Source organism: Luteimonas sp. 8-5 (assembly GCF_029763755.1).
GTDB lineage: Bacteria > Pseudomonadota > Gammaproteobacteria > Xanthomonadales > Xanthomonadaceae > Cognatiluteimonas.
The window spans coordinates 1-18,041 of sequence record NZ_JARUVM010000098.1 but is presented as its reverse complement, the minus strand read 5'-3'; the positions used below and the strand labels follow the sequence as shown (position 1 = coordinate 18,041).

General features: G+C 69.2%; 15 protein-coding genes. 12 read left to right on the top strand and 3 right to left on the bottom strand.

What is annotated here, in order from left to right; all coding sequences use genetic code 11:
* The 3 genes from QAA18_RS10185 to QAA18_RS10175 all read left to right on the top strand — a co-directional run.
* Positions 1–333 (top strand): disulfide bond formation protein B (locus QAA18_RS10185; protein WP_279412819.1); only part of this gene is annotated, 333 nt, incomplete at its 5' end.
* Positions 320–1,705 (top strand): 3-deoxy-7-phosphoheptulonate synthase class II, encoded by a 1,386-nt coding sequence (locus tag QAA18_RS10180; protein ID WP_279412818.1) that lies wholly within the window; start codon positions 320–322, stop codon positions 1,703–1,705. The genes QAA18_RS10185 and QAA18_RS10180, both read left to right, overlap by 14 nt.
* 31 nt (positions 1,706–1,736) lie before the next feature.
* Complete coding sequence (locus QAA18_RS10175) at positions 1,737–2,756, top strand: hypothetical protein (protein ID WP_279412817.1); 1,020 nt, start codon at positions 1,737–1,739, stop codon at positions 2,754–2,756.
* Positions 2,757–3,130: 374 nt separating this feature from the next.
* On the opposite strand, the gene QAA18_RS10170 is transcribed toward QAA18_RS10175, so the two are convergent.
* Together QAA18_RS10170 and typA are read right to left on the bottom strand one after the other, a co-directional pair.
* On the bottom strand, positions 3,131–4,669 hold the full coding sequence (locus QAA18_RS10170) for an amidase (RefSeq protein WP_279412815.1): 1,539 nt from the start codon (positions 4,667–4,669) through the stop codon (positions 3,131–3,133).
* 101 nt (positions 4,670–4,770) lie between these two features.
* The gene (gene typA, locus QAA18_RS10165; protein WP_279412813.1) at positions 4,771–6,600 is read right to left on the bottom strand and encodes a translational GTPase TypA; all 1,830 of its coding nucleotides are present in this window, start codon (positions 6,598–6,600) and stop codon (positions 4,771–4,773) included.
* A 160-nt stretch (positions 6,601–6,760) separates the two neighbouring features.
* On the opposite strand from typA, the gene QAA18_RS10160 reads away from it, so the two are divergent.
* From QAA18_RS10160 to prpC, 5 genes are all read left to right on the top strand, one after another.
* On the top strand, positions 6,761–7,255 hold the full coding sequence (locus QAA18_RS10160; protein ID WP_279412812.1) for a peptidylprolyl isomerase: 495 nt from the start codon (positions 6,761–6,763) through the stop codon (positions 7,253–7,255).
* Between the two features lie 88 nt (positions 7,256–7,343).
* On the top strand, positions 7,344–8,549 hold the full coding sequence (locus QAA18_RS10155; protein WP_279412811.1) for an aminotransferase class I/II-fold pyridoxal phosphate-dependent enzyme: 1,206 nt from the start codon (positions 7,344–7,346) through the stop codon (positions 8,547–8,549).
* Between the two features lie 25 nt (positions 8,550–8,574).
* Positions 8,575–9,558, top strand: a complete 984-nt coding sequence (locus tag QAA18_RS10150; RefSeq protein WP_279412810.1) for a malate dehydrogenase — start codon at positions 8,575–8,577, stop codon at positions 9,556–9,558.
* Complete coding sequence (gene prpB, locus QAA18_RS10145; protein WP_279412809.1) at positions 9,558–10,445, top strand: methylisocitrate lyase; 888 nt, start codon at positions 9,558–9,560, stop codon at positions 10,443–10,445. The genes QAA18_RS10150 and prpB overlap by 1 nt, the downstream gene beginning before the upstream one ends.
* A complete protein-coding gene (gene prpC, locus QAA18_RS10140) occupies positions 10,442–11,596 on the top strand; it encodes a 2-methylcitrate synthase (RefSeq protein WP_279412808.1) in 1,155 nt (384 codons plus the stop codon). Before prpB ends, prpC begins: the two co-directional genes overlap by 4 nt.
* Before the next feature lie 151 nt (positions 11,597–11,747).
* On the opposite strand, the gene QAA18_RS10135 is transcribed toward prpC, so the two are convergent.
* A complete protein-coding gene (locus tag QAA18_RS10135; RefSeq protein ID WP_279412807.1) occupies positions 11,748–12,578 on the bottom strand; it encodes an inositol monophosphatase family protein in 831 nt (276 codons plus the stop codon).
* 91 nt (positions 12,579–12,669) lie between these two features.
* Here QAA18_RS10135 and QAA18_RS10130 point away from each other — a divergent pair, with 91 nt between their 5' ends.
* The 4 genes from QAA18_RS10130 to QAA18_RS10115 form a co-directional block, all read left to right on the top strand.
* A complete protein-coding gene (locus QAA18_RS10130) occupies positions 12,670–13,452 on the top strand; it encodes an RNA methyltransferase (protein WP_279412806.1) in 783 nt (260 codons plus the stop codon).
* A gap of 119 nt (positions 13,453–13,571) precedes the next feature.
* A complete protein-coding gene (locus QAA18_RS10125; protein WP_279412820.1) occupies positions 13,572–14,435 on the top strand; it encodes a phosphate/phosphite/phosphonate ABC transporter substrate-binding protein in 864 nt (287 codons plus the stop codon).
* Positions 14,432–16,588 (top strand): EAL domain-containing protein, encoded by a 2,157-nt coding sequence (locus QAA18_RS10120; RefSeq protein ID WP_279412805.1) that lies wholly within the window; start codon positions 14,432–14,434, stop codon positions 16,586–16,588. The genes QAA18_RS10125 and QAA18_RS10120 overlap by 4 nt, the downstream gene beginning before the upstream one ends.
* Positions 16,589–16,833: 245 nt before the next feature.
* Positions 16,834–18,041, top strand: a 1,208-nt coding sequence (locus QAA18_RS10115) for a DEAD/DEAH box helicase (protein WP_279412804.1), incomplete at its 3' end; no start/stop codon positions are given.

Sequence of the window (18,041 nt, the reverse complement as noted above, 5' to 3'; positions counted from 1 at the left end):
CGTGGCGCCGGAGGCCGTCGCGCCTGGGGCGCCCTGGGTCTGCTGGCCGCCGCGGCCGGCATCGGCGTGGCCGGGCGCCATGTCTGGCTGCAACACCTGCCGGCGGACCAGGTGCCGATGTGCGGCCCCGGGCTCGACTTCCTCACCGAAGCGATGCCGCTGACCAGCGTGATCCGCACCGTACTCACCGGCTCCGGCGAATGCGCCAACGTCGACTGGACCTTCCTCGGGCTGTCGATGCCCGAGTGGAGCCTGCTGTGGTTCGTGCTCCTGGCCGCGTGGGTGTTGCTGGCGATGGTCCTGCCGGGGAAGGACCGCCATGTCCGCGCCTGACCGCCCGCAAGCCGTGAACCTGCCCGAGGGCTGGACGCCAGGGTCGTGGCGGACGCGCCCCTCGGCGCAGATGCCGACCTATCCGGACCCTCATGCGCTGCGCGAAGCGGTCGACGAGCTGCGCGCCTTGCCGCCGCTGGTGACCTCTTGGGAGATCCTTGCGCTCAAGCAGGCGCTGGCCGAGGCCCAGGAAGGCAAGCGCTTCCTGCTCCAGGGCGGCGACTGCGCCGAGAGCTTCGCCGAGTGCAGCTCCGACGTGATCTCCAACCGGCTCAAGGTGCTGCTGCAGATGAGCCTGGTGCTGGTGCACGGGCTGCGCCTGCCGGTGGTGCGCGTCGGCCGCTTCGCCGGCCAGTACGCCAAGCCGCGCTCGGCCGACACCGAAACCGTCGACGGCGTGACCCTGCCGAGCTATCGCGGCGACATCGTCAACGCGCCGGCGTTCAGCGCGCAGGCGCGCACGCCGGACCCGCGGCGCATGATCAAGGCGCACGCACGCTCGGCGATGACCATGAACTTCGTGCGCGCGTTGATCGACGGCGGTTTCGCCGACCTGCACCACCCGGAGTACTGGGACCTGGGCTGGGTCGGGCACTCGCCGCTGGCCGAGGAATACCGGCGCATGGTCGCCGGCATCGGCGACGCCGTGCGCTTCATGGAGACGCTGTCCGGCAGCCAGGTGCACAACCTCAACCGCGTCGACTTCCACACCTCGCACGAGGCGCTGCTGCTGCCCTACGAGGAAGCGCAGACCAGGCAGGTGCCGCGGCAGTGGGGCTGGTTCAACCTCAGCACCCATTTCCCGTGGATCGGCATGCGCACCGCCGCGCTCGACGGCGCCCACGTCGAATACTTCCGCGGCATCCGCAATCCGATCGCGCTCAAGGTCGGTCCATCCGCCACCGCGGAGCAGTTGCTGCGCCTGGTCGACGTGCTCAACCCCGAAGACGAGCCGGGCCGCCTCACCCTGGTCCACCGCATGGGCGCCACCGGCATCGCCGACAGGCTGCCGGCGCTGCTGGACGCCGTGCGCAGGGAAGGGCGCCGCGTGCTGTGGGTCTGCGACCCGATGCATGGCAACACCGAGGCCACCAGCAACGGCTACAAGACCCGGCGCTTCCGCAACATCCGCAGCGAGCTGGAGCAGGCGTTCGAGATCCACGCCGCGGCGGGCACGCGCCTGGGCGGCGTGCACCTTGAGCTCACCGGCGAGGACGTCACCGAATGCACGGGCGGCGCGCGCGACCTGACCGACGCCGACCTGGCCCGCGCCTACCGCTCCACCGTCGACCCGCGCCTGAACTACGAACAGGCGCTGGAGATCGCGATGCTGGTGGTGCGCAAGCAGGCCCAGCTCACCACCCCCGCGTAGGAGCGGCGGAAGCCGCGACCGGAGTACTTCGATGACCCGATTGTCCATTGCCCTGGCCTTGTCGTTGCTCGCAGGAAGCGCGTGGGCGCAGGCCACCGTCGTTCCCCAGGTCTCGGGTGTCGACGTGCGCCTGCGCGGCATTTCCGCCGTCGACGCGAACGTCGCCTGGGCCAGCGGCCGCGCCGGCACCGTGTTGCGCACGGTCGACGGCGGTGCGACCTGGCAGGCGATGAAGGTGCCAGGCGCAGGCGAACTCGACTTCCGCGACGTCGAAGGTTTCGACGCGGACACGGCCGTGGTGCTGTCGATCGGCCCGGGCCAGGCTTCGCGCGTCTATCGCACCGTGGACGGCGGCGCGACATGGTCGCTGGCCCTGCAGAACGACGACGAGCGCGCCTTCCTCGACTGCATGGCCTTCGACGGCCAGCGCGGCTGGCTCATGGGCGATCCGGTCGACGGTGCGTTCCAGGTCTACGCAAGCGCCGATGGCGGCGCGAGCTGGACGTTGCAGCCTGCAGGCATGCCGCCTGCGGAAAAGGACGAAGCGGCGTTCGCGGCCAGCGGCACCTGCATCGCGACGACGCCCTGGGAGCGCCGCATCATCGTGACCGGCGGCGGCGCGGCGCGCATCCTCATGGACCAGGCTGGTTCACCGGCGTGGACCGCGCACGCGACTTCCATCCCCGCGCGCGTGCCCGCCGCCGGCATCTTCTCCGCGGCACCTGCGGGCGACGACATGCTGCTGGTCGGTGGGGACTTCGAGCAGGAAGCCACGGGCAGCGCGGCGCTGGTGGTGGCGGACGGGGAGGGCGGCCTGCACGTGGCGCGCCTGCCCGATCCGAACGGCTACCGCTCCGGTGTCGCCTGCGCAGGCAGTGCGCAGCCGCAGTGCGTGGCGGTCGGCCCCAACGGCGTCGACCTGCTGTCGGGCGGTCGCTGGCAGTCGCTGTCCGCCACCGGCTACGACGCCATCGATCTGGCCGGCAACGTCGGCTGGGCCAGCGGCGACCAGGGCCGCATCGCCCGCATCGAAATCACTCCCACCCCATAGCAGCGCGCCTCGCGCGCGAAGCGAAGGCGAACCGCCCGCTCACGTGCGGGGCGCCGCGGAATGGCCTTGCCCAAGCCGGGACACGGCGCGAGTACGTCCATGTAGCCTCGTCGTCGGCATCCATGCCTCCGACGGTCCCGTCTTGGGCAAGGCCATTCCACGACGCTAAGCCAAGCGGGTGGGTCGATGCTTCGGAACTCTCCCGAAGCGGCGCTCACGACGCGTGATGCTCCGGGCGTCGCGGGAAAGGTGGTGCGCTTTGGCGAAATCAAGGAGGAGGCCGGGCCGCAGGTCCGGCCGGGGGACATTCGCCAAAGCGGACCGCCTTTCCAGCGTAAGCACGCGAGAACATCGCGGCTGCCGCCGCTCCTACCTCATGGTTCGAGGGTGGGGATGTATTGCGGGGGCTTGCGGGCGTGCGTCGCCTGCTCGAACGCGTAGGCCATCGCGATCAACGCCGGCTCGCTGTATGCCCGCCCCATGAAGGTCAGCCCCAGCGGCAGCCCGTGCGACTCCCCGGCCGGCACCGTGATGCTCGGCGTGCCGGCGACCGCCGCCATGCCGTAGCCCGCGCCGACGAAGTGGTCGCCGAGCACCTGGTCGGTGATCCATGCGGGCGACATGCTCGGCGCGACCAGCGCATCGAGTTCCTGCGCATCCAGCGTCGCCAGCAGGCCTTCGGCGCCGGCCATCCTGCGCGCCTTGTCGCGCGCTTCGAGGTAGGCCTTCTCCGTCAGCGGCCCCTTGGCCTGCGCCTGCTCGAAGATCTCCTGGCCGAAGATCGGCATCGCCGTGTCGGCGTGCGCCTTGTTCCAGGCGATCAGCGCTTTCAGCGACGCATGTTCAGAGCCCGACTGCGCGAGGTAGGCGTTGAGGCCGTCCTTGAACTCGTACAGCAGCACCTGGTATTCGTCCGCATTCCACTTGTCGTAGCCGGCGACCTCGACGTCGATCACCTCGGCGCCGGCCGCCTTCAGCGCCTCGATCGACGCTTCGGTCATGGCGTCGACACCGGGGTGGTAACCCATCGCCTGGCGCAGCACGCCGATGCGCTTGCCGCGCAGGCCGTCGGCATCGAGGAACGCGGTGTAGTCGGCAGGTACGTGGCCCTCGGCAGCCGGGCCGGCCGGGTCATCGGCATCCACGCCCGCCATCGCACCCAGCAGCACGGCGGCGTCGGCGACGGTGCGCGTCATCGGCCCCGCGGTGTCCTGGGTGATGGAAATCGGAACGATGCCGTCGCGGCTGACCAGGCCCACCGTGGGCTTGATCCCGACCAGGCCCGCGACCGCGGACGGGCAGATGATGCTGCCGTCGGTTTCCGTGCCCACGCCCACCGCGGCCAGGTTGGCGGCGATCGCGGTGCCGGTGCCCGAGCTCGAGCCGCAGGGATTGCGGTCCAGCACATAGGGGTTGCGGGTCTGGCCGCCGCGCGAACTCCAGCCCGAGGTCGAGCGGGTGGAGCGGAAGTTGGCCCACTCGCTGAGGTTGGTCTTGCCCAGGATGACCGCGCCGGCGTCGCGCAGGCGCCGCACCAGGAACGCGTCGTCGGCCGGGTGGTTTCCGGCCAGTGCAAGCGACCCTGCGGAGGTCGCCATGGGCGTGGCGTCGATGTTGTCCTTGAGCAGCACCGGGATGCCGTGCAGCGGGCCGCGTACCTTGCCGGCGGCGCGCTCGGCGTCGAGCGCCGCGGCCTCGGCCAGCGCTTCGGGATTGAGTTCGATGACGGAGTTGAGCGCCGGGCCTGCGTCGTCGAGCATCGCGATGCGGTCGAGGTAGGCGCGGGTCAGCGCCTGGCTGTCGAGCTCGCCCGAACGCATGCGCTCCTGCAATTGCGCGACGGTGGCTTCCTCGAGGCCGGATGCAGCGGCGGGCGCTGCCAGCAGCAGCGCAAGGATGGCGGCACGGAACATGCAGAACCCCCGGACATGGTCACGAGGGTGCAGCATAGACAAAAAAGGGGACGGAGGTAATTAAGCGCATCCGCGCTTAATTACCTCCGTCCCCTTTTTTGTCAGGCCGCGCGGGAGGCGCGCTTGCGGTCGGTTTCGGTCAGGAACTTCTTGCGCAGGCGGATTTCCTTCGGGGTGACCTCGACCAGCTCGTCGTCCTCGATGAAATCCAGCGCCTGCTCCAGCGAGTATTTCAGCGCCGGGGTCAGCTTGATCGCGTCGTCCTTGCCCGAGGCGCGCATGTTGGTCAGCGGCTTGGGCTTGATCACGTTGACCGTCAGGTCGTTGTCCTTGGAGTGGATGCCGACCAGCTGGCCTTCGTACACGTTGTCGCCTTCGGCCGCGAACAGGCGGCCGCGCTCCTCGAGCGGTCCGAGCGAGTAGGCCGGGGTCACGCCCGGGGCATTGGCGATCATCACGCCGTTGATGCGCTTGGCGATCGGTCCGGTTTCCTTCGGGCCGTAGTGGTCGAACACGTGGAACAGCAGGCCCGAGCCCTGGGTCAGGGTCTTGAACTCGTTCTGGAAGCCGATCAGGCCGCGCGCCGGGATCATGTAATCCAGGCGCACCCGGCCCTTGCCGTCCGACTCCATGTTCTTGAGCTGCGCCTTGCGCGTGCCCAGCTTTTCCATCACGCCGCCCTGGTGCACTTCCTCGACGTCGACCACCAGCTGCTCGATCGGCTCCATCGGCTGGCCGTCGATCTCCTTGATGATCACCTCGGGGCGCGACACGGCCAGCTCGAAGCCCTCGCGGCGCATGGTCTCGATCAGCACCGACAGGTGCAGCTCGCCGCGGCCCGAGACCAGGAACTTGTCGGCGTCGGCGGTCTCCTCGACCTTCAGCGCCACGTTGTGCAGGGTCTCGCGCATCAGCCGCTCGCGCAGCTGGCGGCTGGTGATGAACTTGCCGCCGGAGAATTCCTTGTGCCCGGCGAACGGCGAGTTGTTGACCTGGAAGGTCATGCTGATCGTCGGCTCGTCCACGGTCAGTGCCGGCAGCGCCTCGGGCGTGTCCAGCGCGCACACGGTGTCGGAGATGCCCAGGTCCTGGATGCCGGCGATGGCGACGATGTCGCCCGCCTCGGCTTCCTCGACCTCGATCCGCTCCAGGCCCATGAAGCCCAGCACCTGCACGATCTTGCCCTGGCGCTTCTTGCCCTCGCGGTCGATCACGGCCACCGGCTGGTTCTTGCGCACCTTGCCGCGCTGGATCCGGCCGATGCCGATCAGGCCGACGAAGTTGTTGTAGTCGAGCTGGCTGATGCGCATCTGGAACGCGCCTTCCATGTCCACGCTCGGCGCCGGTACGTGCTGCATGATCGCCTCGTACAGCGGAGTCATGTCGCCGTCGCGCGCCGCGTCGTCCAGGCTGGCGTAGCCGTGCAGGGCCGAGGCGTAGACGATCGGGAAATCAAGCTGCTCGTTGGTCGCGCCGAGCTTGTCGAACAGGTCGAACACCTGGTCGATCACCCAGTCCGGGCGCGCGCCCGGGCGGTCGATCTTGTTCACGACCACGATCGGCTTGAAGCCCATCGCGAACGCCTTCTGGGTCACGAAGCGCGTCTGCGGCATCGGGCCGTCCATCGCGTCGACCAGGATCAGCACCGAATCGACCATCGACAGCACGCGCTCGACCTCGCCGCCGAAGTCCGCGTGGCCGGGGGTGTCGACGATGTTGATGCGGTTGCCCTGCCAGGTGATGGCGGTGTTCTTGGCCAGGATGGTGATGCCGCGTTCCTTTTCCTGGTCGTTGCTGTCCATGACCCGCTCGGCCAGCACGGTGCGCTCGCTGAGCGTCCCGGACTGCTTGAGCAGGCAATCGACGAGGGTGGTTTTGCCGTGGTCGACGTGGGCGACGATGGCGATGTTGCGCAGGCGTTCGATGGACATTGGCCGTAAATGCTTGGGGGACGCCATCGGCGCCGGATGACGCCCAGGGGAGGGCGCCGGAGGGGATTTCGAGGGAAGCCGGTTATTATAACCGGCTGCCGGGCCCCGCGTCGGTCCCGCGGTTCATCTTTCCCCCTGGCCTCTCCCTTAGGAGCCCCCCATGTCCCTGTTCGCCCTGTTCGAAACCGACCGCGGCCCGATCAAGATCGAGCTCCATGCCGACAAGGCGCCGCTGACCGTGGCCAACTTCGTCAACCTGGCCCGCCGCGGCTTCTACGACGGCCTGAACTTCCACCGGGTGATCCCGGACTTCATGATCCAGGGCGGCTGCCCGGAGGGTTCGGGCCGCGGCGGCCCGGGCTACCGGTTCGAGGACGAGACCGCCAACGGCGTCCCCCACGAGCGCGGCGTGCTGTCCATGGCCAATGCCGGCCCCAACACCAACGGCAGCCAGTTCTTCATCACCCACGTGGCCACGCCGTGGCTGGACGGCAAGCACACGGTGTTCGGCAAGGTCGTCGAGGGCCTGGAAGCGGTCGACAAGGTCCAGCAGGGCGACCATATCCGCAGCGTGCGGATCGAGGGCGATGCCGATGCCGCGCTGGCCGCCAAGGCCGATCGCGTCGCCGAATGGAACCGCGTCCTGGCGCCGTAAGCGCACCTTTCCACAAGGAGGCGGCCCGGCCGCGGGTCGCCTCCATGCTAAAATTCCGGGCTGCCAGCGTCCTTTCCACGAGGTCAGCATGCCCCAGTTCGCCAGCCGCATCGGTCGCGCCAAGCCCAGCGCGATCATGGAGATCGCGGAAAAAGCCAAGCGCCTGAAGTCCGAAGGCCGCGACATCATCAGCTTCTCCATCGGCGTCCCCAACTTCCTGCCCGGCGAGCACGTCTACGCCGCCGCGCGCGCCTCGCTCGAGCACGATTCCGGCCAGTACGGCAGCAACCGCGGCAACGACGCGCTGCTCGATGCCTTCCTCAAGCACATCGGCGAGATCGGGCTCACCGGCTACACCCGCGCCAACCTGGCCACCGGCATCGGCGCCAAGCACGTCATCTACAACCTGGCCGAGGCCTTGCTGGAAGAGGGCGACACCATCGCCTTCGCCGTGCCGTACTGGACCAGCTACCTGGACATCGCGGAGATCGTCAACGCCAAGGTCCAGCTGCTGCCGTGCCCGGCGGAGCAGGACTACAAGCTCACCCCCGCGCAGCTCGACGAAGCGCTGGCAAAGAAGCCCAAGGTGTTCCTGTTCAACAACCCTTCGAACCCGACCGGCATGGTTTATTCGAAGGACGAGATCGCCGCGCTTGCCGACGTGGTCGCGAAGTACCCGGACACCTGGGTGATCACCGACGACATCTACAACCGCATGGTGTTCGACGGCGTGGGCTACCACAACTTCGTGCACACGCGCCCCGAGTTGCGCGACCGCGTGATCTTCATCGACTCGCTGTCCAAGACCTACGGCATGCCCGGCTGGCGCGTCGGCTTCATGGCCGGCCCGGAAAGCGTGGCCAAGGCCGTGGTGACGATGAACTCCAACCACATCACCAGCCTGCCGGAAGTGATCACGGCCGCGGCGATCGCCGCGCTGTCGGGTCCCCAGGACATCCCGAACGCCAAGTGCGCCGAGTTCCAGGCCAAGCGCGACCAGGTGATGGCGGTGTTCGACGCGATCCCCGGCGTGGTCTGCCCGCGCCCGGAAGGCGCGTTCTACGTGTTCCCCGACGTCAGCGCGTATTTCGGCAAGACCCACGGCCCGTCGGGGCTGAAGGTCGGCAACGACGTCGACTTCTGCAGCGTGCTGCTGGAAACCAAGGGCGTGGCCTGCGTGCCGGGCTCGGCCTTCGGCGAACCCCGCGCGCTGCGCATCAGCTACACCTGCCCGACGCCGCAGCTGGCCCCGGGCATGGAGCGCATCCGCGAATTCTTCAACGAACTTTCCTGACGGAGTCACCATGCAGTCCCCCAGCGTGAAGTCCCCCATCCGAGTTGCCGTCACCGGCGCCGCGGGCCAGATCGGCTACGCCCTGCTTTTCCGCATCGCCTCCGGCGAGATGCTGGGCAAGGACCAGCCGGTCATCCTGCAGATGCTCGAGCTGCCGATGGAGAAGGCCCAGGCCGCGCTCAAGGGCGTGATGATGGAGCTCGAGGACTGCGCGTTCCCGCTGCTGGCCGGCATGGTCGGCACCGACGACCCGATGGTCGCGTTCAAGGACGCCGACTACGCCCTGCTGGTCGGCGCGATGCCGCGCGGCCCGGGCATGGAACGCAAGGACCTGTTGCTGAAGAACGCCGAGATCTTCACCGTGCAGGGCAAGGCGCTGGACGCCGTCGCCTCGCGCAACGTCAAGGTGCTGGTGGTGGGCAACCCGGCCAACACCAACGCCTACATCGCGATGAAGTCGGCGCCCTCGCTGCCGGCGAAGAACTTCACCGCCATGCTGCGCCTGGACCACAACCGCGCGCTGTCGCAGCTGGCCAACAAGGCCGGCGTGGCCGTGGGCGACATCGAGAAGTTCGTCGTCTGGGGCAACCACAGCTCCACGATGTACCCGGACTACCGTTTCGCCACCGCCGACGGCAAGTCGCTGAAGGACGCCATCGGCGACGCCGACTGGAACGCCAACACCTTCATCCCGTTGGTCGCCAAGCGCGGCGCCGCGATCATCGAGGCGCGCGGCCTGTCCTCGGCGGCCTCGGCCGCGAACGCCGCGATCGACCACATGCGCGACTGGGCGCTTGGCACCAACGGCAAGTGGGTGACCATGGGCGTGCCGTCCGACGGCAGCTACGGCATCCCCGAAGGCATCATCTACGGCGTGCCGGTGACCACTGCCAACGGCGAGTACACCCGCGTCGAAGGCCTGCCGGTCGACGACTTCAGCCGCGCCGCGATGGACAAGACCCTGGCCGAGCTCGAGGAAGAGCGGGCCGGCGTGGCGCACCTGCTCTGATGCCGCGCCTGGACTCCGCCGGGGCCGCCTTCCGTGCCGCGCTCGCGGCGGAGTCGCCGCTGCAGGTGATGGGCGCGATCACCGCCTATGCGGGGCTCATGGCCCGGCGCACCGGCTACAAGGCGCTGTACCTGTCCGGCGGCGGCGTCGCGGCCAATTCGCTGGGCATGCCCGACCTGGGCATCTCGACGATGGAAGACGTGCTCACCGACGCACGCCGGATCGTCGACGCCACCGGCATGCCGCTGCTGGTCGACATCGATACCGGCTGGGGCGGGGCGTTCAACATCGGCCGCACCATCCGCAACTTCGAGCGCATCGGCGTAGCCGCGGTGCACATGGAGGACCAGGTCGGGCAGAAGCGTTGCGGCCACCGCCCGGGCAAGGAAGTGGTCCCCGCCGAGGAGATGGTCGACCGGGTCAAGGCCGCGGTCGACGCGCGCACCGACGAAGCCTTCGTGATCATGGCGCGCACCGACGCGGCCGCGGTCGAGGGTATCGACAGCGCGATCGAGCGCGCGGTGGCGTACGTGGAAGCCGGCGCCGACATGATCTTCCCCGAGGCGATGAAGACGCTCGAGGACTATCGCCGCTTCAAGGCCGCGGTGAAGGTGCCGATCCTGGCCAACCTCACCGAGTTCGGCTCCACCCCGTTCTTCACCACCGACGAACTGCGCGATGCCGGCGTGGACATCGCCCTGTACTGCTGCGGCGCCTACCGGGCGATGAACAAGGCGGCATTGCACTTCTACGAGACCGTGCGCCGCGAGGGCACGCAGAAGAACATCGTCGACACCCTGCAGACCCGCGCCGAGCTCTACGACTTCCTGGGCTACCACGCCTACGAGGACAAGCTCGACGCACTGTTCAAGAAGGAAGCCAAATGACCGAACAGACCGATCAGGCCCGGCCGAAGCCGAAGAAGTCCGTCGCCCTGAGCGGCACGCCCGCGGGGAACACCGCGCTGTGCACGGTCGGCCGCAGCGGCAACGACCTGCATTACCGCGGCTACGACATCCACGACCTGGCCACGAAGTCGACGTTCGAGGAAGTCGCGCACCTGCTGGTCCACGGCGCGCTGCCGACCGCCTCGCAACTCCAGGCCTACAAGGCCAAGCTCAAGCGCCTGCGCGGCTTGCCGGCGATCGTCAGCGAGGCGCTGGAACTGGTGCCGGCCAACGCGCACCCGATGGACGTGCTGCGCACCGGCTGCTCGGTGCTGGGCACCGTGCTGCCCGAGCGCGAAGGCCATCCGGCCGCCGAAGCCCGCGACATCGCCGATCGCCTGATGGCCAGCTTCGGCTCGATGCTGCTGTACTGGTGGCACTTCACCCGCAATGGCCGCCGCATCGACTGCGAGACCGACGACGACTCGATCGCCGCGCACTTCCTGCACCTGCTGCACGGCGAGCCGCCGTCGCAGCTGCATGCGGACTCGCTCGACAAGTCCCTGATCCTGTACGCCGAGCACGAATTCAACGCGTCGACCTTCACAGCGCGCGTCATCGCGGGCACCGGCAGCGACATGCATTCGTGCATCACCGGCGCCATCGGCGCGCTGCGCGGCCCCAAGCACGGCGGCGCCAACGAAGTGGCGATGGACATCATCAGCCGCTACGCCACGCCGGACGAGGCCGAGACCGACATCCGCGCGCGCATGGAACGCAAGGAGATCGTGATCGGCTTCGGTCACCCGGTCTACACCATCGGCGACCCGCGCAACCCGATCATCAAGGAGATCTCGCGCAAGCTGTGCGCCGACGGCGGCAACCAGGCGCTGTTCGACATCAGCGAGCGCATCGAGACGCTGATGATGGACACCAAGAAGATGTTCCCGAACCTGGACTGGTACAGCGCGAGTGCCTACCACATGATGGGCATCCCGACGCCGATGTTCACCCCGCTGTTCGTCGTCGCCCGCACCTCCGGCTGGAGCGCGCACGTCATCGAACAGCGCGAAGACGGCAAGATCATCCGCCCCAGCGCCAACTACACCGGCCCCGAAGACCGTCCCTACGTGCCCCTCGAAAAACGCTAGGAGCGCTTTTAGCCACGGATTACACGGATAAACACGGATAGAGCAAAAGAGGAGTGGCGCCGGGCGCTTGCAGCGCACTGGAACCACTCCTCTCTTGTTTTTGTCTTATCCGTGTTTATCCGTGTAATCCGTGGCCAAAAAGCTCTTCGCTTCAGTTGAACGAGGCGAGGTAGCCCGAGGTCTGGATGGTCTTGAGCAGGGGGTCGGTGATCTTGACGTTGCCGGCGACGAGCTGGCGGCCGCGGGATTCGGCGATGTCGAGCTTGCCCACGGCGGACCCGCGGAAGTCCGCGACGCGGCCGCCGGCTTCGCGCACCAGCAGCACGCCTGCGGCGATGTCCCACGGCTGCAGGCCGGATTCGAAGTAGGCGTCGGCGCGGCCGCAGGCCACGTAGGCCAGGTCCAGCGCGGCCGAACCGGTGCGGCGGATGTCCTCGGCGTCGCGCAGCAGCTCGCGCACGCACTCGAGCTGGGCGCCGGCGCGCACGCGTTCGCGCGGCGGGAAGCCGGTGATGAGCATCGCCCCGGCAAGGTCCTTGCGTTCGGAGACGCGGATGCGGCGCTCGTTGAGCGTCGCGCCGCTGCCGCGGCTGGCGGTGAACAGCTCGTTGCGGAGCGGATCGAAGACAACGCCGTGGACCGGCTCGCCGTTCTCGACCAGCGCGATCGATACGCACCAATGCGGCCAGCCGTGCAGGTAATTGCTGGTGCCGTCGAGCGGATCGATCACCCAGGTGCTGCGGCTCGAACCGCCGCGACCCTTCTGCGCGCCGCCTTCCTCGCCCAGGACCGCGTACTCGGGGTTGGCCCGGCGCAGTTCCTTGATGATCGCCTCCTCGGCCAGCCCGTCGACTTCGCTGGCGTAGTCCATCCGCTCCTTCTCGACGATGTTCAGCGCGTCGAGCTTGTTCATGTGCCGCAACAGCACGCTGCCGCCGGCGCGGGCCGCCTTGATCATGACGTTGACGGCGGGCTTGAGCATGGCGGAACGACCTCGGGGACGGGGCGGGGCGGGCGGGGGCAAAGAGCGGGCCCGGCGCGGTGGCCGGGGCGCGGAGTTTAACATTGCGGGCATGGACGATCCTTCATTCGCCGCCGCCGCGCGCATCCGCGTGGTCCTGGTCGGCACCCAGCACCCGGGCAACATCGGCTCGGCGGCCCGCGCGCTCAAGACCATGGGCCTGTCGCGGCTGTCGCTGGTGGCCCCGGAGCGCTACCCGCATGCCGACGCCAGCGCCCTGGCGGCCGGCGCGGACGACGTGCTGGCTGGCGCCAGCCTCCACGACACCCTGGCCGAGGCGGTCGCGGATTGCCGCCTGGTGCTGGGATGCACCGCGCGCAGCCGGCGCATCGCGCTGCCGGAGCAGGGTCCGCGCGAGGCCGCCGCGACCTTGCTGGCCGAAGCCTCGGCCGGCGCCGAGGTCGCCCTGGTGTTCGGCCGCGAGCGCACCGGCCTGGAGAACGACGAACTGCAGCTGTGCCATGGCGCGGTGCACATCCAGGCCAACCCCGGCTACAGCTCCCTGAACCTGGCCGCGGCGGTGCAGGTGCTGGCCTACGAGCTGCGCATGGCGTGGCTGGCCGGGGCCGGGCCGGCGGCGGTGGCGCCGGACGACGCCGAGCACGAGCACGAGCGCGACCAGCCCGCTACCCATGCGCAGATGGAGGGGTTGTTCGGGCAGCTGGCCGAAACCCTGGACGCGATCGACTTCCACAAGGGCAGGGCGCCGGAGTCGGCCATGCGCAAGCTGCGCCGCCTGTTCCTGCGCAGCCGCCTGGACCAGCGCGAAGTGCGCCTGCTCCGGGGCATCCTCGCCGACGCCCAGCGCATGGCGAGGCTGGCGGGTTTCCAGTAGGCTCGCGGCGACGGTTCAGGGGGATCCCTTTCTTGCGCGAGGCGCTGCCAGGCCTGTTGAGACGGCTGCCTGCCCTGTGGGCGGGCATGCTGCTGGCCGTCGTCCTGTCGCCGCTGGCGATGCGGCCGGCCTTCGCCGGCGACCCGCACGTGCTGGTGCTGGGCCGGATCAGCGACGACCCCAAGGCGCACTACGAACAGCTCAAGCCGCTGCTCGACTACGTGGTGCCGCGCATGGCCGACGTCGGCATCACCGAGGGCCGGATCCTGATGGCCCGCGACATGCAGCAGATGACCAGCTACCTGCGCCGCGGGCGCGTGGACTGGGTCACCGAAACCTCGGCCAACGCCATGCGCCTGCAGGAACGCGCCGGCGCCGAGCCGCTCCTGCTCACCGAGCGCAACGGCGTCGGCACCTATCGCAGCATCACCTTCGTGCGCAACGACAGCGGCATCGAATCGCTCGACGACCTGCGCGGCCACAGCGTGGCCTTCCAGAACACCTCCTCGACCAGCGCCTACGTGCTGCCGGCGATGCGCCTGCTGGAGCGCGACCTGCCGTTGCAGATCCTGCTGTCGCCGATGGACCGGCCGGATCAGCGCTCGGTCGGCTACGTGTTCGCACGCTCCGAACTCAACATCGCCACCTGGGTGCACAAGCGCCTGGTGGACGCGGGCACCCTGAGCAACCTCGACTGGGACGACCCGCGGCGCATGCCGCCGCCGTACCGCGCCGACTTTCGCATCATCGACGAGAGCGCGGAGATGCCGCGCGCGCTGGAAATGGTGCGCGGCGACCTCGACCCGCGCGTCCGCGACCGCCTGCGCGAAGTGCTGGCCGAGGCCGGCGCCGATCCCGACGCGCGCGAGGCGCTGCTGCGCTTCTTCGGCACCACCCGCTTCCTGCCCGTCGATGCGGACACGGGCGCGAGCTTGCGCGAGCTGCGCGCGGGCGTGGCGCGCGTGCGCCGGGAGGCCGAATGAGCCTGCGCTGGAGGCTGCGCGGCCTGCAGGCGAAGTTCATCGTCCTGGTCGGGGTGACCCTGCTGCTGATGCTGGCCACGATCGCGCTGATGCTGCAGCGCCAGGGCGCGATGCAGGACGAAGTCGTCGGCAAGAGTCGCGAGGCCATGCACTCGCTGGTGTTCGAGCGCCTGCGCCAGCATGGCCAGGCGCAGTCGGCGCAGGTCGCCGAATCGCTGGTCAATCCGCTGTACTACTTCGACCTGGACGAGATCGGCGTCATCGCCCGCAGCCTGCTGCGCCAGCCGGACGTGCGCTACGTGCTGGTGTACGACACCGATGGCGACATCATCCACGACGGCTCCGGCGACATTCCCACCTTCGGCCAGGCGATGCGCGACCCGCTGGCCTACGAAGCCGTGTCGGCCAACGGCGTGCACGCGCAGTGGACCGAGCGCGTGCTCGACGTGTCCAGCCCGGTCAGGGTCGGCGACCAGCGCCTGGGCGGCGTGCGCATCGGCTACTCGCTCGACGCCGTGCGCGCCGACGAAACCGCGGCCTCGAACGCGCTGGGCGAGAGCCTGGGTTCGATCGGCACGCGCCACCTGTGGTGGGTGGTGGTTGCGATGCTCGGCCTGGTCGCCCTCGGCGCCATGGTCAGCTACGCGTTGCAGCGCGCCCTGGTGCGGCCCATCCGCGAGCTGGCCGATGTCGCGCGCGAGATCGAGGCCGGCAACTTCTCCGCCACCGTCGCGCCGAGCGCGCGCAACGACGAACTGGGCGACCTGATGCGCGCGTTCGGGCGCATGAGCGACAGCATCGCCCGCCATGACCGCGACATCCGGCGCATGGCCTACACCGACGCGCTCACGGGCTTGGCCAACCGCCTGGCGTTCCGCGAGAGCCTGGACCAGCGCCTGATGCAGTTGCGCGGCCAGGGCCGTTCGCTGGCGCTGCTGTTCGCCGACATCGACGATTTCAAGCGCGTCAACGACACCCTGGGCCACGACGCAGGCGACGAAGCGCTGGTGCAGTTCGCCAACCGCATCGCTTCGGCGGTCGAGCGCTACGGCACCGACGACACGCTGCTCGCGCGCTTCGGCGGCGACGAGTTCGTCATCCTGTTGCAGGGCGGCCTGCTCCAGGGCGGCAGCGGCGCCGACGGCAATGTCCGCGGGCTGGCCGAAGCGCTGGCCGAGACCCTGGTGGCCGAACTTGCGCGCCCGATCGTGGTGCAGGGGCGGCAGCTGTTCCTCGGCACTTCGGTCGGCATCACCCTGTTCCCGGACGACGCCGCCGGTGCCACCGCGCTGATGAAGAACGGCGACATCGCGATGTACCAGGCCAAGGTCGCGGGCAAGAACTGCCATCGTTTCTACAGCCGCGCCATGGACCAGGCGGTGGAGCGCAGTGTGCGCATGGAGCAGGACCTGCGCGGCGCCTGGGGTCGCGGCGAACTGAGCCTGGTGTACCAGCCGATCTATCGCCTGGCCGACGGCAGCCTGGTCGGCGCCGAAGCGCTGTTGCGCTGGCGCCACCCGGAGCAGGGCAACATCGCGCCATCGGTGTTCATCGACGTGGCCGAGCAGAGCGGGTTGATCGAGACCATCGGTCCGCAGGCGCTGCGCACCGCGTGCGAGGACGCCACCCGCTGGCACGCACGTTCGGCGCGCGGCGCCGGCCTGTTCGTCTCGGTGAACGTCTCGCCGCGGCAGCTGCGCAGCGGCGAGCTCCCCAACCAGGTCGCCAGCGTCCTGCGCGACACCGGCCTGCCGCCGGCGCAGCTGCACATCGAACTGACCGAAACCGCGGTGCTTGGAGACGAGATGCACGCCGGCGCCCTGCTGGCGAAGCTGCGCAGCACCGGCGTGAAAGTGTGGCTCGACGATTTCGGCACCGGCTTCTCCGGCCTCAGCCACCTGCGCAGGGTCCCGGCCGATGGCGTCAAGATCGATCGCAGCTTCATTTCCGACGTGCTGCGCGATCCCGACGACCTGGCCCTGACCACCGCGATCATCGCCATGGCCCACTCACTGGGAATCACGGTGGTCGCCGAGGGCGTGGAAAAGGAAGGCCAGTACGCGATCCTGCGCGAACGCGGCTGCGACCTGGCCCAGGGCTACTGGATCGGCCACCCGGTGCCGGCGGACGAGTTCGAGACCCTCCTGGTCTGAACTCGCTTCCCCGTTCAGCCTGGATGCCGTAGACTTCGCGCGTCCTGTGCACGGCTGATCCGTTTTCCTGGTAAGCCAGCCCCCCGGCCCTACGGCCTGGCGGCCTCTCTCCCCGCACGCCTTTCGTCGCGCAGGCACGGCCCGGAGCATCCGGTGCCGTCAAACAAGATTCGCTCGCAGCGCGGTTCAAGGAACGCTCCGGGTGAGGCCCGCATGACAAGCGGGTCCCTTACGGAGTTCCAATCATGACGTTCGAAACGCTCGGGCTTTCGCCCGCACTGCTGCGCGCGCTCGCCGAAAACGGCTTTTCCGCCCCCACCCCGATCCAGGCCCAGGCGAGTCCGCTGGCGCTGGCCGGCAACGACCTGCTGGGTGGCGCCCAGACCGGCACCGGCAAGACCGCCGCGTTCGGCCTGCCGCTGCTGCAACGGCTGTCCAAGGTCACTCCCGCCAAGGGCCCGCGCAAGCCGCGCGCGCTGGTGCTGGTGCCGACCCGCGAGCTCGCGGTCCAGGTCGCCGACAGCCTCAAGACCTACGGTCGCCACCTGCACCTCAACGTGACCACCATCTACGGTGGCGCCGGCATGGGGCCGCAGGTCGACAACCTGCGTCGCGGCGCCGACATCCTGGTCGCCACGCCGGGGCGCCTGATCGACCACATGGAGCGCGGCAGCGCCAAGCTCGACGCGGTCGAAGTGCTGGTGCTCGACGAAGCCGACCGCATGCTCGACATGGGCTTCCTGCCACCGATCAAGCGCATCCTCGCGCGGGTGCCCAAGGAGCGGCAGACGCTGCTGTTCTCGGCCACGTTCGAACCGCGGATCAAGGCGCTGGCGCTGGAGTTCATGCGCAACCCGCAGCAGGTCCAGGTCGCCGCCAACAACACCATCGCCGAGACCATCGTGCACCGCGTGCACCCGGTCGACGGCGCGCGCAAGCGCGAACTGCTGATCCAGATCCTGAGCAAGCGCCATACCGACCAGGTGCTGGTGTTCGGCAAGACCAAGCACGGCTGCAACCGCCTGGCCGAACAGCTCGAGACCGCGGGCCTGCGCGCCGTCGCCATCCACGGCAACAAGAGCCAGGCGCAGCGACAGAAGGCGCTCAACCAGTTCAAGGCCGGCAAGGCCCGCGTGCTGGTGGCCACCGACGTCGCCGCGCGCGGACTCGACATTCCCGACCTGCCGCTGGTGATCAACCACGACCTGCCGATGGTCGCCGAGGACTACATCCACCGCATCGGCCGCACCGGACGTGCGGGTGCGCAGGGCGAGGCCTTGTCGCTGGTGTCGCCGGAAGAGGGTGGCCTGCTCAACCAGATCCAGCGCATGCTCAAGGTCGACCTGAAGATGGACCTGGTCGACGGCTTCGCGCCGAGCCGGCCGATCCGCCTCGACGCGCCGATCCCGAAGAACGGCGGCGGCCAGCGCCAGGGCCAGCGCCCGGCGCGCCC